Origin of the sequence: Rhodovulum visakhapatnamense (genome assembly GCF_004365965.1) — a bacterium.
Classification (GTDB): Bacteria; Pseudomonadota; Alphaproteobacteria; order Rhodobacterales; family Rhodobacteraceae; genus Rhodovulum; species Rhodovulum visakhapatnamense.
In genome coordinates, this window is record NZ_SOEB01000001.1 from 272,786 (window position 1) to 291,425 (window position 18,640).

Genomic DNA, 18,640 nt, shown 5'->3' on the forward strand with positions numbered 1-18,640 from the left:
TCAGTTCTCCTCGGACCACCAGACATCGGGCAGGAAGCCGACCCAGTCGCCATAGACCGGGATCGTCCCGGGGTAGTGCAGCCGGGCGGCATGGGCAAGATGCGAGCTGGGCGCGTACCAGATCGGGATGACATAGCGCCCGGTGGTCAGCACCCGGTCAAGCGCGCGGGTCGCGGCGATGAAGTCGTCTCTCCCGGTGGCGTTCAGAAGGGACCGGATCATCGCCTCGGCGGCGGGGCTGTCGATGCCCATCCAGTTGCCGGTGCCGGGCTGGGTCACGCCCGCCGCCCCCCAGTACAGCCATTGCTCGTTGCCCGGAGACAGCGACAGCGCGCGGGCGTAGACCGTCATGTCGAAATCGTAGGACGCGGTGCGCTGGACATATTGCGCCGCATCGACCTGGGTCACGCGGACCTCGATGCCCATCCGCTGCAGCGCATCGGCAAACAGGGTCACGATGCGTTCGCTGTCCGAGGCGCCCTGCACCAGCAGGATCTCGAACCGGAAGGGCGCGCCCTTATCGTTTCTGAGCCTGCCCCCGGGGCCGACCGTCCACCCGGCTTCGGCCAGCCGCGCCAGCGCCGCGCGCAGGTTCCGGCGGTTCTGCGGCCGCCCGTCCGAGACCGGCAGCGCATAGCCGTCCAGCGCGCCGGGCAACAGGCTGTCGGCAAAGGGGGCCAGAAGCGCGCGCACCTTTCCCTCGGCCGGACCCGGACGCATGCCGAGTTCGGAATTCGAGAAATAGGACGCGATCCGGGGCTGGGTGCCGCCGGTCAGGGTCTGGTTGATGAATTCGAAGTTGAACGCGAGGATCATCGCGTCGCGCACCCGCCAGTCGGCGAAGACCGGCCGCCGCGTGTTCATCGCGAGGCCCGAAATGCCCGAGGGCCGGTGGTGCGGGATCTCGGCCTTGACGATGCGGCCGTCGCGGACCGCCGGAAAGTCATAGGCGCTTTGCCAGCGGGCATCGTTCGTTTCGCGGTAGATGTCGACCTCGCCCGCGGTGAAGGCCGCGAACAGCGCGGCCCCGTCGGCGTAGTAGTCGTGGCGGATCACGTCGAAATTGTGCTGGCCGCGGTTGAAGGGCAGGTCGCGCCCCCAATAGTCGGGATTGCGGCGCAGGCTGACGAAGCGGCCCGGCTCGACTTCCGAGACGACGTAAGGCCCGCTGCCGATGGGCGGCTCAAGCCCGCTGCGGGTGAAGTCGCGGCCTTCCCATTGCGCCTTCTTCAGGATCGGTCTCAGCCCCAGGATCAGCGGCAATTCGCGGTCGGGCGCGTTGAAGGTGAACCGCACGCTGCGCGGCCCCACGGCCTCGGCCCGGGCGATCTTCTCATAGCCGTTGCGATAGCGCGGATGACCCAGCGTGCCCAGCGTCTCGACCGACCAGAGCACATCCTCGACCGTGACCGGGCTGCCATCCGAGAACCGGGCCTCGGGCCGCAGGGTGAATTCGACCCAGTCGCGATTCGGGCCGGTGGTGACGGTTTCGGCCAGAAGCCCGTAAAGCGTAAAGGGCTCGTCCCAGGATCGGCCCATCAGGCTTTCGTAGCTTTCATGGCCCAGCGCCCAGGGCGCGGTGCCTTTCAGCAGGAACGGGTTCAGGCTGTCGAAACTGCCGGTCTCGCCCAGCACGATTCGCCCGCCCTTGGGCGCGTCGGGATTGGCATAGGGCAGGGCCACAAAATCCGGTGGGAGAGCCGGGTCGCCATACATAGCGATGCCATGGGCGGGGGCAGGCGCGGCGGCCTCGGCCAGGCCGAGACCGGCCGAGAGAATCACGCCGAGTGCTGCGCCTGCGACTCGCGCCGCGCGAAGGGGGATGCCTGTCATGGTGCTCGGGCCTTGTTCCGGCTGGGCCTTGTTTTGCTTGACCGCGAGCCTACGCGGAGCACCGTGGCTTTTCAAACTTTTAGCTTGGCCCTCGGCGCCGGATTGCGTATAAAGAACCCACTGCTCGATAGGTTTCTTGCCTGTATGAAACCTGCCTCAATAACTTAACGCCCGCCTTGTGCGGGCGTTTTTTTCTGCGCGTTCGATGGATATCCCGGGCAAGAGAATCGACCGGGCGCGGGGCGCATCGGGTCCCGGCCGCAGCGGCCTCCGCCTACAGGCCGCAGCCGGTCGAGCCAATTCACTTCGGCTCCCGTTCGCGTGTGTTTCCCTGCTATGCCGCCGTCCCCGCGCCATGTAGGATTTCTGCAACTGCAGCATTCACGAAAGGGGTTTCAAATGTCGCTTTCCGGAAAAACCGCCATCGTCACCGGGTCGAACTCGGGCATCGGGCTTGGCGTGGCGCATGAGCTGGCCCGGGCGGGCGCCGATGTTGTGCTGAATTCGTTCACCGACCGCGACGAGGATCACAAGCTGGCCGAAGAGATGGCCGCGCAGCACGGGGTGAAGGTGCGCTACATCAAGGCCGACATGTCCAGCGGCGAGGAATGCCGCGCGCTGATCGAAAAGGCGGGCGCCTGCGATATCCTGGTCAACAATGCCGGCATCCAGCATGTCGCCCGGATCGACGAATTTCCGGTCGCCAAGTGGGATGCGATCATCGCCATCAACCTCAGCTCGGCCTTCCACACCACCGCCGCGGCGCTGCCGGTGATGCGCAAGGCGGGCTGGGGGCGGATCGTCAACATCGCCTCGGCCCATGGCCTGACTGCCAGCCCCTTCAAAAGCGCCTATGTCGCCGCCAAGCACGGCATCGTGGGCTTCACCAAGGTGACCGCGCTGGAAACGGCCGAAGAGCCCATCACCTGCAACGCGATCTGCCCGGGCTATGTGCTGACGCCGCTGGTCGAGGCGCAGATCCCCGACCAGATGAAGACCCACAACATGGACCGCGAGACGGTGATCCGCGAGGTGATGCTGGACCGCCAGCCCTCGAAGGAATTCGCCACGGTCGAGGAGATCGGCGGCACGGCCGTGTTCCTCTGTTCGGACGCCGCCAAACAGATCACCGGCACGACGATCAGCGTCGACGGCGGCTGGACCGCGCTGTGAGGGCGCGATGACGACCCGGCGCATCAACCTGGCGCTGCAGGGCGGGGGCGCGCATGGCGCCTTCACCTGGGGCGTGCTGGACCGGCTGCTGCTGGACCCCGAGATCGAGATTGCGGCGATCTCGGGCGCCTCGGCGGGCGCGATGAACGGCGCGGCGGTCAAGGCCGGGCTGGTCTCGGGCGGCCGCGAGGCCGCGCGCGAGAATCTCGACTGGTTCTGGGAACAGGTGGGGGCGGTCGGCGACATGCGGCTGACCAGCTGGATGGCGGCCTTCCTGCCGGGCGCGGGGGCGGTGGCGCAGTTCATGGAACACGCCCTGCCGATCTCGCTGATCGACAATGCCAGCCGCTCGGTCAGCCCCTATGCGCTGGGGCCGTTCTACCGCAACCCGCTGGAACGGGTGGTGCGCCGCTTCGATTACGGCAAGGTCTGCGCCAAGGCCGAACCGCTTCTGTTCGTCGGCGCCACCAATGTGCGCACCGGCAAGGTGCGGGTCTTCCGCGGCGACGAAATCGACGGCGACGTGTTACTGGCCTCGGCCTGCCTGCCGACGCTGTTTCAGGCGGTCGAGATCGACGACCCCGACACCGGCCGGACCGAGGCCTACTGGGATGGCGGCTATACCGGCAACCCGGCACTCTTTCCGCTGTTCGCGCCGGAACTGCCCGAGGACATCGTGGTGGTGTCCATCAATCCGATGGAACGCGACGAGGTGCCCCGGACGCCGCAGGACATCCAGAACCGGATCAACGAGATCAGCTTCAACTCGTCGCTGCTGCGGGAGCTCAGGGCGATTTCGCAACTCGAACAGCTGATCGCCGAGGGCCGGATCGATGCAGGCTCGCTGAAGGTGCCGCGGATTCACATGATCTCGGATGACGGGCTGATGAACAGCCTCAGCATCGTCACCAAGCTGATGCCAAGCCCGATCGTGCTGGCCGAACTGAAAGAGGCCGGACGGGCGGCGGCGGACCGGTTTCTGCGCGAGGTCAAGCCCGCCTTGCAGACCGCCAGCAGCGTGAACCTCAAGCGGATGTGCGAAGGGACCTGAGCCGCCGGTCAGGTCCCGAGGATCAGCCGCGCCGCGATGGCCCACATCACCGCGGCGATCAGCGCGTCAAGCACCCGCCAGGCGACGGGGCGCGCCATCGCCGGGGCAAGGACGCGCGCGCCGTAGCCGAGCGCGAAGAAGAAACAGAACGAGGCCAGCACCGCCCCCAGCGCAAAGGCCTCGCGCGCGGCGCCGGGGTCGAATTCGGTCGAGACGGCGCCGATCAGGCCCAGAGTGTCCAGATAGACATGCGGGTTCAGCCAGGTCAGCGCGGCGGCCGTGCCCAGCACCGCCCAGACGCTGCCCGCCCGGCCCTCGGCGGTCAGCCGGTGCCCGCCCTGCCAGGCGGCGCGGGCGCGAAGCGCGCCATAGACGATCAGGAAGGCCGCCCCGCCAAGGCTCAGCGCCTGCGGCAGCCAGGGCAGGGCGCCGGTCACCGCGCCGAAGCCTGCGACCCCGGCCGCGATCAGCACCGCGTCCGACAGCGCGCAGAAAAGACACAGCGCAAAGACATGGCAGCCCAGAAGCCCCTGGCGCAGAACGAAGGCGTTCTGCGCCCCGATGGCGAGGATCAGCGACAGCGAGGTCGCGAATCCGGTCAGTGCCGGTCCCAGAACGGTCACGCTGCGGGCGCCTTCAGGCGCCGAGCCGTTCGCGCTGGCGCGGGCGCCGGGCGGCCTCCTGCACGGCGCGAGGGGCGGCGGCGGCGGCCGCGGCCAGAACCCGGGGGTCTTCGGGCGCCACCAGCCCGGCCGAGATCACCAGCTTGGCGGCTTCCTCGACGCTCATCTCAAGCTCGATCACCTCGCTTTGCGGCACGAACAGCAGAAAGCCCGAGGTCGGGTTGGGCGTGGTCGGCAGAAAGACCGACAATAGGGGTTCTTCGCCCGGGATCACGCGCTTGATCTCGCCTTTGGCGCTGGTCGAGACGAAGGCCAGCGCCCAGATCCCCGGGCGCGGATATTGCACCAGCACGACCCGGTCGAAGCTGGTCTCGGTCTGGGCGAAGACGGTCTCGGCGATCTGCTTGAGCCCGTTATAGACCGACCGGATCACCGGCATCTGCCCGACGACCCGTTCGCCCCAGCCGATGAAGGACCGCCCGACCATGCCCTTGGCCATCCAGCCGACAACCAGGGTGAAGATCAGGAAGAAGATCACGCCAAGGCCGCGGATGTCGATGCCGATATATTGCTCGGGCTGGAACTTCTGCGGCACGAAGGGCAGCACGAAGCCGTCGATCCAGCCGGTCACGGTCCAGATCAGCCAGACGGTCAGGCCGACCGGGGCGATCACCACCAGCCCGGCCAGGAAGTTGTTGCGAAGCCGCGCGAGGACGCCGCGCCAGAAGGGGCGCGGATGCGGGTCCTGCGGTTCGGGATGGTCGGCAGAGGGCTCTTTGGTCTCGAACATGTGTGGCTGAAATCTCCCGTGTCGGACCATACCTAGGCAGGGGCCTGCCGCCCGGCAATAGCCGCGCCGAGAAGCGGCGAGGATTTCGGCGCCAGAGGGGCGCCGACCGGGCATTCCGCCATCGGTCTGCCTCTTCGCCGGGCGATCCGGAGCCGGCGGCAGGCGGCGTGTCCGCTCAGGCCAGGCGGAGGGCGATTTCGGCCGCGAGCCGGGCGTTCGCGCGCACCAGCGCGATATTGGCCTCGAGCGTGCGCCCACCGCTGAGTTCATAAAGCCGGGCCAGCAGGGCCGGGGTCACGTCCTTGCCCGAGGCCCCGGCCGTGTCGGCCATCGCCCGGGCGATCATCGGCTCGATCTCGGCGCGGGGGATTTCGTCTTCCTCGGGGATCGGGTTGCCGACAAGCTGGCCGCCCGGCAGGCCCAAGAGCCCGCGCATCCGGTGGGCGGCGGCGATTTCGGCGGCGCTGTCCATCCGGAGCGGCGCGGCCAGACCGGACGAGCGCGACCAGAAGGCCGGGAAGGCGTCGCTTTGATAGCCGATGACCGGCACGCCGAGGGTTTCCAGCACTTCCAGCGTCTTCGGCAGGTCGAGGATCGCCTTGGCCCCGGCGGAAACCACGGTCACCGGCGTCTGCGCCAGTTCCTGCAGGTCGGCCGAGACGTCGAAGCTGGTTTCGGCGCCGCGATGCACGCCGCCGATGCCGCCGGTCGCGAAGACCGCGATCCCGGCCAGGCGGGCGCAGATCATCGTGGCCGCGACCGTGGTCGAGCCGGTGATGCCGCGCGCCAGTGCCGCCGCCAGATCGGCCCGGCTGAGCTTGGCCACGCCCCCGGCCCGGGCCAGCGCCTCAAGCGCGTCGGGCGCCAGTCCGGCATGGATGCGCCCCTCGATGACGGCGATGGTGGCGGGCACCGCACCCGCCGCGCGCACCTCGGCCTCGACCGCCAGCGCGGTTTCGAGATTGCGCGGCCAGGGCATGCCGTGGGTGACGATGGTGCTTTCCAGCGCGACGATGGGCGCGAAGGCGGCCTTGGCGTCGGAAACTTCGGGCGAGTAGCTCAGCGAGAGGGGCATGGATCGGCCTCGGCGGTGACATGACGGGTGGCGGCGGCAAGAGCTGCGGCAAGCGCCGCCTCGGCAGGGACGCCGCCCAGTTCGGCGGCGATATGGGCGGCCATCAGCGCGTCGCCCGCGCCAGTGACATGGGCGGCCTCGACAGGCGCCGGGCAGGCCGCGACAAGCCGGTCGTCCGACGCGAAGGCGGCCGCTTTGGAGCCATCGGTGACCAGCACCCGCGCCGCGCCTGCGGCCCGGAGCGTGGCGGCCGCCGTCGGCGCGTCGGCAAGCTCGCGCCCCAGGATCAGCCCCGCCTCGGCCCGGTTCAGATAGAGCGTCGCCCCGGGCCGGGCAAGGAAGGGCGCGATCCGCTCGGCCTTGCCGGGGCTTGCGGGCGCCACGCGCAGATCGGCGGCGGCGAAGGCCGGATGGGCGGCGATCTTGGCCAGAAGCCCGGGCAGCAGGTTGCCGTCCAGCACCACGGTGCCCGCGAAGGGCCGGTCGGGCGTGCCGAGCGGACCCTCGATCAACGGCGCCAGCACCGCGGCTCCGGCGGCCTCCAGCCCGCCCGCATCGGCGATCGCGGCCACGAGCCCGGTCGCATCCTCGATCGCCATATAGATGTCGGTGGGCTGCGCGCCGCGGCAAAGCCAGCGGGTCTCGATCCCCAGCGCGGCCGTCGCCGCGATCAATGCTTCGCCCTCGGCGTCGCGCCCGACCGCGCCCAGGACCGCCGGGCGGAGACCGTGCCGCGCCAGAGCCGCCGCCACGTTCAGCGCCACGCCGCCGGGGCGGCGCGAGATCCGGCCCGGGCGGTCGTCGCCCGGCGCCATCGGGCGGGGCGCGCGGCCGATCACGTCCCAGAGGACGGCACCGATGCAGAGAAGGAGAAGATCCGCGCTCATGGCGCCTTTCTGATCCGCGTCCCGGCCGGTGACAAGTCGCGGGATTTGGGTATTTTCGCCAGAAAGAAGCGGCAGGGCTTGTGCGGGCGGCCGAATGACGGTATTCGCGCGCTACTTCGACAGGCGGGGCTGGGCCCTGCGGGGAGACATCCCGCAGCGGTCCGCCGGTTGGGCATTTGCCCTTGACGTCCCGCCCAGGCGCAAACCGGAAAGGACAAGGACATGGCGCTTCCCGATTTCTCCATGCGTCAGCTGCTGGAAGCTGGCGTTCACTTCGGTCACCAAACGCAGCGGTGGAACCCCCGCATGGCGCCCTTCATCTATGGCGACCGCAACGGCATTCACATCATCGACCTGACCCAGACCGTTCCGATGCTGGACCAGGCGCTGAACGTGATCCGCGATACCGTGGCGCGCGGCGGCCGCATCCTCTTCGTCGGCACCAAGCGGCAGGCGCAGAAATCGGTGGCCGAGGCGGCCGAGAAATGCGCCCAATACTACATGAACCACCGCTGGCTCGGCGGTACGCTGACCAACTGGAAGACCGTGTCGCAGTCGATCAAGCGTCTGAACGAGATCGACGAGCGCATGTCTGCCGGCGCCGAGGGCCTGACCAAGAAGGAACGGCTGCACATGGAGCGCGAGCAGACCAAGCTGCAGGCGTCTCTGGGCGGGATCCGCGAAATGGGCGGTCTGCCGGATCTGCTGTTCGTCATCGACGTGCGCAAGGAAGACCTGGCGATCCTCGAAGCCCGCAAGCTGGGCATTCCGGTGGTCGCGGTGGTCGATACCAACTGCTCGCCCGACGGCGTGGACTATATCATCCCGGGCAATGACGACGCGGCCCGCGCGATCCAGCTGTATTGCGACCTGGCCAGCCGTGCCGCGCTGGACGGCATGAGCGCGCAGATGGATGCCGCCGGCGTCGATATCGGCGCGCTGGAAGAGGCGCCGGTCGAGGAACTGCTGGCCGAGGCCCGGACCGAGGAAGAGGCCTGAGCCTCATCCGCTGTCACGGAATCGATACCGGGCGCGGCTAGAGCCCGCCCGGTCACCCAACGACTATCGAGGAGAGCCGAACCATGGCGATCACCGCTGCACTGGTGAAGGAACTGCGCGACAAGACCGGCGCGGGCATGATGGATGCCAAGAAGGCGCTGACCGAAACCGATGGCGACATGGACGCCGCGGTCGACTGGCTGCGCACCAAGGGTCTGGCCAAGGCCGCTAAGAAATCCGGCCGCACCGCCGCCGAGGGCCTGGTGGCCGTCGTCGTCGAGGGGGGCAAGGGCGTCGCGGTCGAGGTGAACTCGGAAACCGACTTCGTGGCCAAGAACGCCGAATTCCAGGCGATGGTCGCGGAGATCGCCAAGGCGGCCATCGGCGTCGATGACATCGAGGCGCTGAAAGCGGCCGATCTGGGCGGCAAGTCGGTGGCCGACACGCTGACCGACAAGATCGCCACCGTCGGCGAGAACATGACGCTGCGCCGGATGGCGAAGATCGAGGGCGACCAGCTCGTGGCCTATGTCCATAACGCGGCCGCCGACGGCATGGGCAAGATCGGCGTTCTGGTCGCGATGACCGGCGGCGACGAGGCCTTCGGGCGTCAGGTGGCGATGCACGTCGCCGCGGCGAATCCGGCGGCGCTGTCCGAGGCCCAGATGGACCCGGCCGTGATCGAGAAGGAACTCGCCGTCCAGACCGCCAAGGCTCTGGAAGAAAACGCGGGCGCCGCGAAACCGAAGCCCGAGGCGGTGATCACCAACAACATCATCCCGGGCCGGATGAAGAAGTTCATCGCGGAATCGACCCTGATGGGTCAGGCCTTCGTGGTGAACCCCGACCTGACCGTCGAGGCGGCCGCCCAGGCCGCCGGTGCCACCATCACCGGCTTTGTCCGGATCGAGGTCGGCGAAGGCATCGAGAAGGCCGAAGAGGACTTCGCGGCCGAAGTGGCGAAAGTCGCGCAAGGCTGATCTGGCGCTGATCCTGTCCGCCGGGGCCGCAAGGCCCGGACGATCAAACGACGACACGGCCCAAGACAAGGCGGCGCGGCACCCGGACGGGGCCGCGCCGTTTTCGTACCCCGACGCGGGGGGCACGCGGGCTTGCGCGGGCGGGGGCCGTTTCAGGACACCAGCCGCGCCGGCTCGATCGGGGCGACGGCGGGCAGCGTGCCGGGATCGGCCTCGCAGAGCGCGGCGGCCGAAAAGACGCGGTTGCGGCCGCGGATCTTGGCGGCATAAAGCGCCTCGTCGGCCCGGCGGATCGCCGCGGCGATGCCGGTCTCGCCGGGATGCGCCATGCTGACGCCGAAGGAGGCCGTCACCGGGCGGGTGGTGGCGCCGATCCGCATCGGGGTATGGGCGGCGATGGCCTGTCGCAGGCGTTCGGCGGTCTGCACCAGCAGCACCTCGGCCGAACTGGTCATCACCACCAGGAATTCCTCGCCGCCCCAGCGCACCAGAAGGTCGCTGTCGCGCACGTTCCGGGTCACGATTTCTGCGATGTCGCGCAAAAGCTGGTCGCCTGCGTCATGGCCAAGCGCATCGTTGACCGCCTTGAAGTGATCGAGGTCGAACAGCACGACCCCGCGCGCCTCGTCGCGGCTGCCCAGCGCCGCTGACAGGCCGCGCCGGTTCAGGGCGCCGGTCAGCGGGTCGTGACGCGCGGCGTGTTCCAGCGCGAGGCTCGATTTCTCCATCAGATGACCGATGCTCAGCACCAGCGCCAGCATGATCCAGCCGATGAAGCCGAAGGCAAGCTCCAGCGCCAGATGGGTGGCGGGATCGGGCCGCACGTTGAGGAAATAAAGAAAGCCCGACATCCAGGGAACGACCAGTGCCCCGGTGACCAGCGCGCGGGTATAGGTGCCATAGCTGGTCTGGGCGAAAAGCGGCCGCAGGAACGGCTGGTCGCGCAGCTTCAGCGTCTGGGCCGAGCAGACCAGCACCATGGTCGCGAGCGCATAGGGCGACATTTCTCCGCGCCAGAGCGTCAGATTGAAGGCGAGCTTGAGGACGCCCATGGTGGTCGCGACCCAGGCCGCGGCCAGGAACAGCAGCGAGGCCTGACGCTGATGCGGCTCGGCCAGCAGGCCCAGATTGAGCACGGCAAGCGCGAAGGAGGTTTCGACCGACAGCACGCCACGCAGCCCCACCCCTTCGATCGCGGACTCGATCCGGGGATGACCCACGATCTGCATCCAGCCCGGAACCGATGCCTCCAGGAGGTGCTCGATCGCCAGAAGCGCGACGATGGCGGCCATCATGCGGATCGGGGCGTTGCGGTTCAGGATCTGCGGGCCGGTCAGGAAGACCAGCCCGAAAAGCGCAAAGCCGATGGCCGGCAGGGGATGGAGCGCCGCCGCGCTGTCGTCGGGGGGAGACACGAGATTCTGAATGAGCCCGAAACCGATCACCAGAAGGATGGCAAGGCCCAGAACGCGCATCGCTCCGGATTTCCGCATTGTCAGGCCACTGGTCCACATCGTACCGCTCGCTCGTCACCATTTATGCGGCGGAATTGGGCAGCGATAGGTTTAATATTTGGTTACGCGCCGCACGTTATTTCGTCCTATCGCGCAATCTTATTAACCTTAACTGCGGATTAGGGTCAAAACATTACGGTTTTTGCGCCGAGATTTCCCAGCCTTGGGGGCCAGACCGTGCCGAGCCTCGCCGCCTTTCCCGCCCATGCCCTGTCGCGTCAGGCGCTTCGCCTGCTTGGCCTGGCCATGCTGGTCGCGGCCCTGGCCGGCGCGCTGCCGGTGTCGCTGTTCCCGCCGCAGCGCGAGGCGGCCGCGCTTCATCCTGCCGCCGCCGCCGGTTTCATGCTGTTTGCGCTGTCGCTGCTCGGGCGTCGGCCCGCCGGACGGTCGCTGAAGATCTGGACCGGGCTCGGGCTTGGCGCCGCGCTGATCGGCGCGCAGGGGCTTCTTGAGGCCCTGCTGCCCGGCTGGCCGCAGGCACTCTCGGGCACGTCGCTGCCGGGGATGCTGGCAACCGGCGCCGGTTTCGACCTGCCATCGGCCTATGCGGTGCTGACCCTGAACCTCGGCCTCGCGGTCAAGCCCTTCAGCCGGGGCGCGGCGCTCGCGCTGCTGGCGGCCGCCTGGGCGGGGATCTGGTGGTTTCTGATGGGCACCGTCCTGTCGGCCGCGGACGGCCGCCAGCCGGTCGCGGCCTTCGGACTTGTCTGCATGCTGTTGGGCGGTCTTGCCCTGGGCCATGTGCTGCGGGCCGATCCCGTCCTGCACCCGTTGTTCGCGCGGGGGCGCCACGGGCTCCGGGCGCGCGGGCTTCTCGGGCTGGCGCTGGCGATGCCCTGGCTGGCTGGCCTGGCGGCCGAGCGGCTCTTTCCCGAAGCCCGAGCGGCCCGGCCCGCGCTCGAACTGCTGATCGCGCTTCTGGGGGCGGCGCAGGTCGCGCTGGTGCTGGCGCTGGCCGCCAGCATCGACCGCGCCGTGCGCGCCGAGGCCCGGACCGAGCGCTTCGACCCGGTCGCCGGGCGCACCAGCCGGTTCCGGCCCGACCGCGACCTGCTGGACGGCAAGGGACCGGTCGGGGTGATCCTCTGTGCGCCTGCCGGTCACGGGACGGCGACCGATCCTGACGACCGGACGATGGGCCGCGCGCTTCAGAGGGCCACGCGCCATCTCAGGGACGAGGACAGCGTCGGCCGCTGGCGCGGGCGGAACCTTCTGGTGGTGGCCAATGTGCCCAGCGAGACCGAGCTTGCCCGGATGGCCGAGCGTCTGGCCCTGGTGCTGGCGCCGGACCTGCCGGAGGCTGCCATCGGGCTCAGCATGGCCGCTTTCGACGAGCCAAGCGTCGAGGCCGCGCTGCGCCGGGCCGAAGGCGCGCTTTACATCGCCGAACGCCGCAGTTCCCGGCACCCGGTCCGCGCCTCGGGCCTGGCGGACGGGGCCGACCCGTCGTCACGGCGGCCCGACAGCGATCCGGAGGGGCAGGGGGGGTGCACGGGTGGGTCGGGCCCGTCCGCGCCGCGACCCTGAAAGGTGGAAGAGATCCGGGAATCTGCGAGAGGAATGAAAGGGGCGGCAAACCCCCCTTAACTTGCTTGCCGCCCCTCGAACCCTTTCGCGAGCCGCCCGCTGGGGTGGACGACCCTGCCGAAAAGGTGCAGGTCGCGACCGCCGAAAAAGGACGACCACAACCTGCTCCGGTTTCCCGGTTCGGCGCTCTCCGCGAAATTGCGCGGTTCCTCGCCGAGACTGTTCCTTGGCCCAAGGCCACCACTCACGGAACGGCAGAAACTTGCCGATCTGGCGGCCAAAAGTGTAGTCAGGGAATCCGTACTTCCGGGGAAGCTGAAAATTAAGGAAATTCAACCCAAAGGCGACGACTCTTCGCGCATTGCGACCTTCGATGTAACCTTACGTCACTTCGGGATGGGCAAGCCCGGTCAAGGGGCTGGGTCTGGGTCTGGATCTCGGGCGACGTTTATGGCGACTCGGCGCGGAAGATCTGGTTCTGGAACCAGGCCTTCAGAACCGCCTGGGCGGTCGTCTCGACATCCAGCGCCTCGCGGGCCAGACGCAGGTGCTTTTCCACCGTGGCCTGGGTGACCCCGAGGATGGTGGCGATGTCGAGCGTGGACTTGCCGTCGCCGACCCATTCCAGCACCTCGCGCTGGCGCGGGGTCAGCGGCGGGCGCTGTGCGGCATAGGGCAGGTTGTGCACCTTCAGGTGCATCACGTCGTTCATCAGCTGGATCACGTCGCCATGTTCGGCCCAGATCCGGTCGACATCGTCCTGATCGAGCCCCGGCCGGGCCGCAAGCCCGATGGCGCCCTTGGCGCGGACCGAGATTTCGCTGAAGCTGATCGTGTAGCCCGCGACCACGCCCATGGAGCGGTTGAATTGCAACACTTCCAGCTCTTCGGGCGGAAGTTCGCCCCGGGCCATCCGCTCGGTGATGATCCGCCAGCTGCTGGTGCCTTCGTTCCGCGAGGCCCAGCGGACCATCGGGGCATTCATGTAAAGGCCCTTGTCGACAAAGGCGCGGACATAGTCCGGCGAATGGTTCGACAGGACGATGACGTCATCGCGGTCGCCGAAGCTGTTGGCGGCGCGGAATCGCGTGAATCCGTAGATCAGACGGTCAAACCCGAAATCGGCCATCTTCTGGGTGTGCAGCGCCCAAAGCTCTTCGACGCTACGCGCAGCGATCAAGGCGCTCAGATGTTCAAGGCTCATGAAGACCTCGACCTCGCGGTTCCGGAAGCGCACAGACGCACGGACACGGTTTGCCGAACTCGACCCATCATGACTGACCCTCCACACATGCCTTTTTGTTAGTTCAGGTAAGCGGCTCCTGTCGAGCGCCGCCGTGCAGCGTAACGGTGGGCAAAACCGGGCGCGCAACGTCCCGTTTTCCGGGTCCGGTCTTGCAGACGGCGCGGCGGCCGCAGTCTAGCCTTTGTTATCACGGCACTTTGTTCCACTCAACGGAACTTGCCGCGAGTGACGCTGGGAAACGGCCTGATGGATCCGGGGTTGAATTGGTCGCAGTCGCAGTCGCGCGTCTCGCAAAGTGTTTAAGTAACATAATCATGATTATCGGCTTTGTGCTACCGCGCAGTTGTGGCGCCCGTTCGGCGCCGGTCCATGTACCACCCTGACGCTGGCCCTCAAGACCGTGATCCCGGCGCTTCCGGGCGCCGCTGGCTCGCTGGCGGCGGTCGCCCACTCTGACGCCTATCGCGTGTTCTGCGGGAACGTCCGAGATGCAGGCCGACCGTTCTCTGATCTCGACCTATGAACAAGCCGTCTTCGGGCTTGTTCGCCTGACCGGATCGGCGCGTTTGAAGACTTCTTCACGCCGCAACGGCGTCTTGCCGTCGCGCGTGAGATCGCGTCGCTCGACGGCATCGGCGTGGTGTCCGGTCATGGCGATCACGCGGCGAAGCTGTGTCCGGGCTTCAAGGTCGATCCCGAACCTGTCGGATCTGCGATGAGTGCATCGCGACATATCGAGCCGGATCGGCTGCGCGAGACCCTCTGCTTGACCCTCTGCTTGCGCGACGAACGCTATGTCAGTCAGCAGCCTGTCTTCTCCGACGATCGCTGGCGGATCACCCTTCAGGAAAGCGCATCACACGGGCGCTGCCAGGCAAGTCCGTCGACACCTAAGAGTTTGCCGATGGCAGCCTCGAGGGTCGCTGGAAGCGTTTCCGGCTGCCCTGCTCTGCCTTCGACAAGAACCAGCGCGTGACCCATGCGGCGATCGCCGAAAACAAGCGCCTCGGCGCGGCGCTGGCCGACCTCAAGGAGGGGCATGAAAAGACGCCACCAAGGAAACGCCGGGCCGGCCAACAACGCACCCGCTGCGAGCCGGCCGGTCGCCGCAACGACGGCTGGAACTCATTGGCCGCCCGGCGCGCAAAGGGACCCGCATAGCCAGCCAGGGCTGCGATATCCGAGGTCTCCGCCCTGTCAGGCTGTGCTCTCCTCTGCGCCCGGGTGGAACATTTCCGTTTTGCGGAAAGCGGAACATTTCAAAGCGGTTGCAACAGTGTGACCGCGCAAGAGCCGCTGCCCCGGCTGTTTTCAACGGCTCCGTCCGGCATTACGTTCCAGGGACCGCCCCTCTCACTTCAGCAGATCCTCATAGCGGCGGTCGGTCAGCGTTCCCAGAAACGCCACCAGCGCGTCGATCCGTTCGTCGTCAAGCGCAGGTCCGGTCGTCAGTTCGTCCATCGACAGCGTGTCCGGCACTTCTGGCGCGGCCCAGGGTGCGCCCGTTTCCGGGTTGATCTGCCGCGCCGCCGCCTTGCTGTTGTATTTGTTGTAGAACAGGATCACGGTCCGCAGATCCTCGAAGACGCCGTTATGCATGTAAGGCCCGGTCACAGCGACGTTGCGCAGCCCGGGCACCTTGAACTTGCCCGCCTCCGCCGGATCGTCGACCGCCGGATTGGCCAGAAGCCCAAGATCGGTCGCGGTGATGCCGGTGACCGCGCGCGCGGCCGTATTCGCCGGGACGCCGATATTGTGATAGCTGTAATCGGTGAAGGTCTCGTCCGCCGCCATGGGAGACCGGCGCAGCTGGTGGCAGAGATTGCAATTGGTGAACTGCTGCGAAAAGAACAGGACACGGCCCAGCTCTTCTTCATCCGTCAGCTGAACTTCGCCCCGCAAGTATCTGTCATACCTGGAATCGAAGGGCGCGAAGAGATCGGTTGCCTCGAAGGCCGCGATGGCCGAGGTCGCGGCGCGATAGACGGCTTCGGGGTCCGAGGCGGTCCCGGGGCCGTAAAGCGCGTCGAGCGTCGCGCCGTAACGCGGGTTTACCAGGATGCGCGCGGCGGCCTCGTTCACATCGGCCAGCCCCATCTCGATCGGGTTCAGCGGCGGTCCGCCCGCCTGCTCGGCCAGACCGGCGGCGCGGCCGTCATGGAACTGGCCGCCGACATAGCTGCCATCGGCGCGCCGGGCGAAGGTCGGCGAGAACATGGCATAGGCGGCGGTCGGTGCGTTGCGGTCGCCCAGCGACTGCCCGTCGGCCCCCAGCGACACCGCCCGCCCCGCCGCGGTCGGCCGCGGATCGATGAAGGCATGGGCCGGATCGTGGCAGGTGGCGCAGGCCTGGCTGCGGGTCTTCGAGAGGTTGACGTCAAAGAACAGCGCCTCGCCGAAGGCTTCGGGCGTGGCATAGGGACCGGCGGTCGCGCCCCCCTCCTCGGCCGACGCCATCCCCGACGCAAATACCAAAACTGCCGCGGCGGTCGCGATGCCCGCTGATCCCATGCGCATGTACCTGTCTTCCCGGAGCCTCGGCGCCAAGTTTCTCGATCCCTGCGCCGCAGGGAAAACGGCCCTGCGACACCGGGCCACCATAGGTCGGCCTCGGTCGAGGATCAATTCCCGACCAAAAAAATCGGATAAAAACCAAGCCCCGCCGCTTGCGCGCTGGCCGTCAGGACAGGACAGACGGGCTCAGCCCAGCGCGTAGCCCGCGCCGCGCACGGTGCGGACCGGATCGGACCCGCCATGCTGGCACAGCGCCTTCCTCAGACGCCCGATATGGACGTCCACGGTGCGCGTGTCGACATAGATGTCGCGCCCCCAGACCCGGTCGAGCAATTGCTCGCGGCTCCAGACCCGGCCGGGCTTTTCCATGAAGGTCGAGAGCAGCCGGAATTCGGTCGGCCCGAGCTTCAGCGGCTTGTCGGACCGGAACACCTTGTGGGTTTCGGCATCCAGCAGGATGTCCTCGAATTCCAGCCGCTGGCCGACGGCCGCCGGGCGCGTGCGCCGCAGCTGGGCGCGCACCCGGGCCATCAGCTCGACCACCGAATAGGGCTTCACCACATAGTCGTCGGCGCCGGTTTCCAGCCCCCTCACCCGGTCGACCTCTTCCGACCGGGCCGACAGCATGATGATCGGCACGCCACGGGTATCGGCGCGCGATTTCAGCCGACGGCAGACCTCGATGCCCGAGACCGAGGGCAGCATCCAGTCGAGAACGATGATGTCGGGCGCCTGCTCGTCCACGAGCAAAAGCGCCTCTTCGCCGTTCTCGGCCTTCGAGACCCGAAAGCCCTCGGCCTGAAGGTTGTAGGCCAGGACTTCACGCTGGGCGGGCTCGTCCTCGACGATCAGGACCGTGGGCTGTTCGGTCGGGCTCATGCGGTCAGCTCCGGCCGGCATCGACCGAGGTCCGGTCGGCTTTCGGGCGTTCGTCCTCGGGCAGATGGCCGGTCGCCAGATAGATCACCTGCTCGGCCATCGAGGTCACGTGATCGCCCATCCGCTCGATGTTCTTGGCGATGAAATGCAGATGCATGCAGGCGGTGATGTTGCGCGGGTCTTCCATCATGAAGGTCAGGAATTCGCGGAACAGCGCATTGTACATCTGGTCGACCTCCAGATCGCGCTGGCGCACGTCCTCGGCCAGTTCGGCGTCGCGCTGGATATAAGCGTCCAGCGCGTCCTTCAGCATCAGCTCGACCGCCTTGGCCATCCGCCGGATCGCGCCGGCCGAACCTTCCATCGGCGCCATCTGCACCAGCACGCCGGTGCGCTTGGCCATGTTCTTGGCATAGTCGCCGCAGCGTTCCAGATTGGCCGAGATCTTCATCACCGACAGCACGGTGCGCAGATCGCCCGCCGAGGGCTGGCGCAGCGCCAGAAGCCGCGCGGCCTCTTCGTTGACCTTCTCTTCCAGCGCGTCGATGGCCTTGTCGCCCTTGCGCACCTGTTCGGCCAGTTCCTCGTCCCGGGTCTCGAGCGAATTCGCGGCCTCCAGGATCGCGGTCTCGACCAGACCGCCCATCTTCATGATGAGAGCCTGGATCGATTCGAGATCGCGGTCGTAGGATTTGACGATATGCGGGTCCTTCATCACGTCCGACATTCTGGAACCTTTCTCAGCCGATCCGGCCGGTGATGTAGCTTTCGGTGCGGGGGTCTGTCGGATTGGTGAAGATGTGCCCCGTCTCGCCGTATTCCACCAGGCTGCCCAGATGGAAGAAGGCCGTCTTCTGGCTGACCCGCGCCGCCTGCTGCATCGAGTGGGTCACGATGACCACCGAATACTGGCTGCGCAGTTCGTCGATCAGTTCCTCGACCTGGGCGGTCGCAATCGGGTCGAGCGCCGAACAGGGCTCGTCCATCAGCAGCACCTCGGGTTCGGTCGCGACGGCCCGCGCGATGCAAAGCCGCTGTTGCTGGCCGCCCGACAGCCCGGTGCCGGGCGCATCGAGCCGGTCCTTGACTTCCTCCCAGATCGCGGCACGCCGCAGCGAGCTTTCGACGATCTCGTCGAGATCGGCCTTGCCGCGCGCCAGCCCGTGGATGCGCGGCCCGTAGGCCACGTTGTCGTAGATCGATTTCGGGAAGGGGTTCGGCTTCTGGAACACCATGCCGACCTTGGCGCGCAGCTGCACCGGATCGACCCGTTTGTCGTAGATATCCTCGCCGTCCAGACGGATGTCGCCCACGACCCGGCAGATGTCGATGGTGTCGTTCATCCGGTTGAGGCAGCGCAGGAAGGTGGACTTGCCGCAGCCCGAGGGGCCGATGAAGGCGGTGACCGTCTTGTCCTCGATGTCGATATCGACATCCTTGATCGCATGGGTATCGCCGTAGAAGACTTGGCATCCATGGGCCGCGATCTTGATGTCCCTCGTCACCGTCGTCCTCGCAAGATCTGGATTGTCGTACATGTCTTAGATGT

18 protein-coding genes are annotated in these 18,640 nt (G+C 67.5%); 6 read left to right on the forward strand and 12 right to left on the reverse strand.

The window, feature by feature from the left end; genetic code table 11:
• Nucleotides 1–1,833: an extracellular solute-binding protein gene (locus tag EV657_RS01275; protein ID WP_134076887.1), complete on the reverse strand. Its 1,833-nt coding sequence runs from the start codon at nucleotides 1,831–1,833 to the stop codon at nucleotides 1–3.
• A 399-nt stretch (nucleotides 1,834–2,232) separates the two neighbouring features.
• Here EV657_RS01275 and EV657_RS01280 point away from each other — a divergent pair, with 399 nt between their 5' ends.
• Entirely contained in the window at nucleotides 2,233–3,006 is a 774-nt protein-coding gene (locus EV657_RS01280; RefSeq protein WP_075786387.1) for a 3-hydroxybutyrate dehydrogenase, read from the forward strand.
• Between the two features lie 7 nt (nucleotides 3,007–3,013).
• Entirely contained in the window at nucleotides 3,014–4,057 is a 1,044-nt protein-coding gene (locus EV657_RS01285) for a patatin-like phospholipase family protein (protein ID WP_134076888.1), read from the forward strand.
• 8 nt (nucleotides 4,058–4,065) lie between these two features.
• Here EV657_RS01285 and EV657_RS01290 read toward each other — a convergent pair whose 3' ends face one another.
• From EV657_RS01290 to EV657_RS01305, 4 genes are all read right to left on the reverse strand, one after another.
• Nucleotides 4,066–4,671 (reverse strand): LysE/ArgO family amino acid transporter, encoded by a 606-nt coding sequence (locus tag EV657_RS01290; protein ID WP_113669646.1) that lies wholly within the window; start codon nucleotides 4,669–4,671, stop codon nucleotides 4,066–4,068.
• Between the two features lie 22 nt (nucleotides 4,672–4,693).
• On the reverse strand, nucleotides 4,694–5,470 hold the full coding sequence (locus EV657_RS01295) for a DUF502 domain-containing protein (protein WP_113669609.1): 777 nt from the start codon (nucleotides 5,468–5,470) through the stop codon (nucleotides 4,694–4,696).
• 175 nt (nucleotides 5,471–5,645) lie between these two features.
• Nucleotides 5,646–6,545, reverse strand: a complete 900-nt coding sequence (locus EV657_RS01300) for a pseudouridine-5'-phosphate glycosidase (protein ID WP_134076889.1) — start codon at nucleotides 6,543–6,545, stop codon at nucleotides 5,646–5,648.
• Nucleotides 6,530–7,432: a PfkB family carbohydrate kinase gene (locus EV657_RS01305; RefSeq protein ID WP_134076890.1), complete on the reverse strand. Its 903-nt coding sequence runs from the start codon at nucleotides 7,430–7,432 to the stop codon at nucleotides 6,530–6,532. Before EV657_RS01305 ends, EV657_RS01300 begins: the two co-directional genes overlap by 16 nt.
• A gap of 222 nt (nucleotides 7,433–7,654) precedes the next feature.
• Here EV657_RS01305 and rpsB point away from each other — a divergent pair, with 222 nt between their 5' ends.
• Together rpsB and tsf are read left to right on the forward strand one after the other, a co-directional pair.
• The gene (rpsB, locus tag EV657_RS01310; protein WP_075786382.1) at nucleotides 7,655–8,431 is read left to right on the forward strand and encodes a 30S ribosomal protein S2; all 777 of its coding nucleotides are present in this window, start codon (nucleotides 7,655–7,657) and stop codon (nucleotides 8,429–8,431) included.
• 83 nt (nucleotides 8,432–8,514) lie between these two features.
• Entirely contained in the window at nucleotides 8,515–9,411 is an 897-nt protein-coding gene (tsf, locus tag EV657_RS01315) for a translation elongation factor Ts (protein WP_075786381.1), read from the forward strand.
• A 152-nt stretch (nucleotides 9,412–9,563) separates the two neighbouring features.
• On the opposite strand, the gene EV657_RS01320 is transcribed toward tsf, so the two are convergent.
• Nucleotides 9,564–10,925, reverse strand: a complete 1,362-nt coding sequence (locus tag EV657_RS01320; protein ID WP_113669613.1) for a GGDEF domain-containing protein — start codon at nucleotides 10,923–10,925, stop codon at nucleotides 9,564–9,566.
• A gap of 177 nt (nucleotides 10,926–11,102) precedes the next feature.
• On the opposite strand from EV657_RS01320, the gene EV657_RS01325 reads away from it, so the two are divergent.
• Nucleotides 11,103–12,452 carry a nucleotidyl cyclase domain-containing protein gene (locus EV657_RS01325; RefSeq protein WP_134076891.1) on the forward strand — a complete coding sequence of 450 codons (1,350 nt, stop codon included), beginning with the start codon at nucleotides 11,103–11,105 and terminating at the stop codon, nucleotides 12,450–12,452.
• Between the two features lie 448 nt (nucleotides 12,453–12,900).
• On the opposite strand, the gene EV657_RS01330 is transcribed toward EV657_RS01325, so the two are convergent.
• Both EV657_RS01330 and EV657_RS21410 read right to left on the reverse strand, forming a co-directional pair.
• Nucleotides 12,901–13,656, reverse strand: coding sequence for a LuxR family transcriptional regulator (locus tag EV657_RS01330; protein ID WP_075787625.1), 756 nt, complete (start codon nucleotides 13,654–13,656; stop codon nucleotides 12,901–12,903).
• A gap of 559 nt (nucleotides 13,657–14,215) precedes the next feature.
• Nucleotides 14,216–14,359 (reverse strand): hypothetical protein, encoded by a 144-nt coding sequence (locus EV657_RS21410; RefSeq protein ID WP_166673616.1) that lies wholly within the window; start codon nucleotides 14,357–14,359, stop codon nucleotides 14,216–14,218.
• A gap of 311 nt (nucleotides 14,360–14,670) precedes the next feature.
• On the opposite strand from EV657_RS21410, the gene EV657_RS01335 reads away from it, so the two are divergent.
• A complete protein-coding gene (locus tag EV657_RS01335) occupies nucleotides 14,671–14,859 on the forward strand; it encodes a hypothetical protein (protein ID WP_134076892.1) in 189 nt (62 codons plus the stop codon).
• Nucleotides 14,860–15,051: 192 nt separating this feature from the next.
• Here the strand turns inward: EV657_RS01335 and EV657_RS01340 are convergent, their stop codons facing one another.
• The 4 genes from EV657_RS01340 to pstB form a co-directional block, all read right to left on the reverse strand.
• On the reverse strand, nucleotides 15,052–16,209 hold the full coding sequence (locus tag EV657_RS01340; RefSeq protein WP_134076957.1) for a cytochrome-c peroxidase: 1,158 nt from the start codon (nucleotides 16,207–16,209) through the stop codon (nucleotides 15,052–15,054).
• A 189-nt stretch (nucleotides 16,210–16,398) separates the two neighbouring features.
• On the reverse strand, nucleotides 16,399–17,091 hold the full coding sequence (phoB, locus tag EV657_RS01345) for a phosphate regulon transcriptional regulator PhoB (RefSeq protein ID WP_075786378.1): 693 nt from the start codon (nucleotides 17,089–17,091) through the stop codon (nucleotides 16,399–16,401).
• Between the two features lie 4 nt (nucleotides 17,092–17,095).
• Entirely contained in the window at nucleotides 17,096–17,806 is a 711-nt protein-coding gene (phoU, locus tag EV657_RS01350; protein WP_237399714.1) for a phosphate signaling complex protein PhoU, read from the reverse strand.
• A gap of 25 nt (nucleotides 17,807–17,831) precedes the next feature.
• On the reverse strand, nucleotides 17,832–18,629 hold the full coding sequence (gene pstB, locus EV657_RS01355; RefSeq protein ID WP_075786377.1) for a phosphate ABC transporter ATP-binding protein PstB: 798 nt from the start codon (nucleotides 18,627–18,629) through the stop codon (nucleotides 17,832–17,834).
• Nucleotides 18,630–18,640 lie beyond the last annotated feature (11 nt).

Excerpts from the sequence above, each read along its gene's own strand:
- EV657_RS01300 (WP_134076889.1), bottom strand. The coding sequence starts at position 6,545 with ATGCCCCTCTCGCTGAGCTACTCGCCCGAAGTTTCCGACGCCAAGGCC.
- rpsB (WP_075786382.1), top strand. The coding sequence starts at position 7,655 with ATGGCGCTTCCCGATTTCTCCATGCGTCAGCTGCTGGAAGCTGGCGTT.
- EV657_RS01305 (WP_134076890.1), bottom strand. The coding sequence starts at position 7,432 with ATGAGCGCGGATCTTCTCCTTCTCTGCATCGGTGCCGTCCTCTGGGAC.
- phoU (WP_237399714.1), bottom strand. The coding sequence starts at position 17,806 with ATGAAGGACCCGCATATCGTCAAATCCTACGACCGCGATCTCGAATCG.
- EV657_RS01330 (WP_075787625.1), bottom strand. The coding sequence starts at position 13,656 with ATGAGCCTTGAACATCTGAGCGCCTTGATCGCTGCGCGTAGCGTCGAA.
- pstB (WP_075786377.1), bottom strand. The coding sequence starts at position 18,629 with ATGTACGACAATCCAGATCTTGCGAGGACGACGGTGACGAGGGACATC.
- EV657_RS01280 (WP_075786387.1), top strand. The coding sequence starts at position 2,233 with ATGTCGCTTTCCGGAAAAACCGCCATCGTCACCGGGTCGAACTCGGGC.
- EV657_RS01285 (WP_134076888.1), top strand. The coding sequence starts at position 3,014 with ATGACGACCCGGCGCATCAACCTGGCGCTGCAGGGCGGGGGCGCGCAT.
- EV657_RS01275 (WP_134076887.1), bottom strand. The coding sequence starts at position 1,833 with ATGACAGGCATCCCCCTTCGCGCGGCGCGAGTCGCAGGCGCAGCACTC.
- EV657_RS01340 (WP_134076957.1), bottom strand. The coding sequence starts at position 16,209 with ATGGGATCAGCGGGCATCGCGACCGCCGCGGCAGTTTTGGTATTTGCG.
- tsf (WP_075786381.1), top strand. The coding sequence starts at position 8,515 with ATGGCGATCACCGCTGCACTGGTGAAGGAACTGCGCGACAAGACCGGC.
- EV657_RS01295 (WP_113669609.1), bottom strand. The coding sequence starts at position 5,470 with ATGTTCGAGACCAAAGAGCCCTCTGCCGACCATCCCGAACCGCAGGAC.
- EV657_RS01320 (WP_113669613.1), bottom strand. The coding sequence starts at position 10,925 with ATGTGGACCAGTGGCCTGACAATGCGGAAATCCGGAGCGATGCGCGTT.
- phoB (WP_075786378.1), bottom strand. The coding sequence starts at position 17,091 with ATGAGCCCGACCGAACAGCCCACGGTCCTGATCGTCGAGGACGAGCCC.